Origin of the sequence: Lacticaseibacillus parakribbianus, from assembly GCF_025490915.1 — a bacterium.
Classification (GTDB): Bacteria; Bacillota; Bacilli; order Lactobacillales; family Lactobacillaceae; genus Lacticaseibacillus; species Lacticaseibacillus parakribbianus.
The window spans coordinates 1-1,292 of sequence record NZ_JANQBA010000032.1; the positions used below are offsets into that span (position 1 = coordinate 1).

Sequence of the window (1,292 nt, forward strand, 5' to 3'; positions counted from 1 at the left end):
TGGATTTAAGTCAAGTTTCGAGACAGTGAATCTATTTGATTTGTGTGTTCCGAGTTTATAGTCAGGCGTTACAATTCAGCGCATGACCATGCCAGTGAGTTATTTCATATTGAACTGGACTCATCATTTCTAGTCCAGAATGGATCCGAGTGCGGTTATACCACTTCTCGATATATTCGAAGATGTTTGTTCGTGCTTGTTCAAAAGTGCGGTAATTCTCTGGGAAAACGTAATGTTCCTCTTTTTTGAATGAGGCATGAAATGACTCGATGATTGCATTATCGTACGGCGTTGCTTTACGACTATACGAGTGCTTAGCGCCGACAGAAATCAGGATTTCTTCGAAGGCAACGCCGGTAAACTGACTGCCAAGATCTGTGTGTACGGTCAATCCTTCAAAGACGTTACGATCAATCAATGCGTTACTAAATGCTTTAATAACTAAGGTTTCGGTCATATCGCGGCCGTACGCAAAACCGACGATACGGCGTGAAAACAAGTCCATGAAGGTACATAAATAAGTCCAACCATCTTTCGCCGTTTGAACGTAAGTAATATCACCGGCCCATTTCTGATTGATAGCTGTTGTACTAAAGTCTTGTGCCAATAGGTTGTTCCGCTCAGCTACTGGATTTGCTGCTGGTGCTGCGCGATATTTTCGGCGAGTGATCGAACGCAATCCTTCTTCACGCATGAGCTTTTGGATCAATTTTTGACCAACGTGGTCCTCCCGTTGTTGGTTGATCATAAAGGTGAGCTTGGGTGCGCCGTATCGGCCTTTTGCGGCTTTATAGGCGACGTGTAGTTGTGCTCGTATTTCTTCCCGACGCTTCTCGGTTGGCGTTTCTTCGTGATTGCAGTAGCGATAATAAGAACCTCGTGGTACGGATAAAGCATCGGTGGCTGTGACGATCGGGAAGTCGTGAGTTTCAATAAAGGCATACAAATCGCGGTTCGTCACTTGCTTTGTTTCGCGAAGATGCCCAAGGCTTTTTTTAGGATCTCATTCTCCTGCTTCATTTGAAGGTATTCGGCTCGCATCTTCGCATATTCTGCACTTGAAGGATCCTTGGTCGATGCTTGTTTATGCTCAGTGAACCATTTGCCCAAAGTTGCGATTGGAACGTCGTAGTCTTTACTTAATTCGCCTGGTCCTTTGCCGGCAGCGTGTAGTTCGATGAGCATGTCTTTGAAATCTTGGTTGTACTTCTTAGCCATAACAGATCCTCCAGTAATCATACTTTGATGTCATTATACTAGATTCACTGTCTCACTTTTGAGGGTAACACCAG

2 protein-coding genes are annotated in these 1,292 nt (G+C 44.5%); both read right to left on the bottom strand.

Annotated elements, in window-relative coordinates; translation table 11 throughout:
- Positions 1–61 precede the first annotated feature (61 nt).
- The gene (locus tag NUH19_RS13060; RefSeq protein ID WP_179394254.1) at positions 62–961 is read right to left on the bottom strand and encodes an IS3 family transposase; all 900 of its coding nucleotides are present in this window, start codon (positions 959–961) and stop codon (positions 62–64) included.
- Positions 958–1,218 (bottom strand): transposase, encoded by a 261-nt coding sequence (locus NUH19_RS13065; RefSeq protein WP_179394255.1) that lies wholly within the window; start codon positions 1,216–1,218, stop codon positions 958–960. Before NUH19_RS13065 ends, NUH19_RS13060 begins: the two co-directional genes overlap by 4 nt.
- Positions 1,219–1,292: the final 74 nt, after the last annotated feature.

What these genes read in the sequence shown, in the direction of transcription:
- NUH19_RS13065 (WP_179394255.1), bottom strand. Translation starts at nt 1,218, where the DNA reads ATGGCTAAGAAGTACAACCAAGATTTCAAAGACATGCTCATCGAACTA.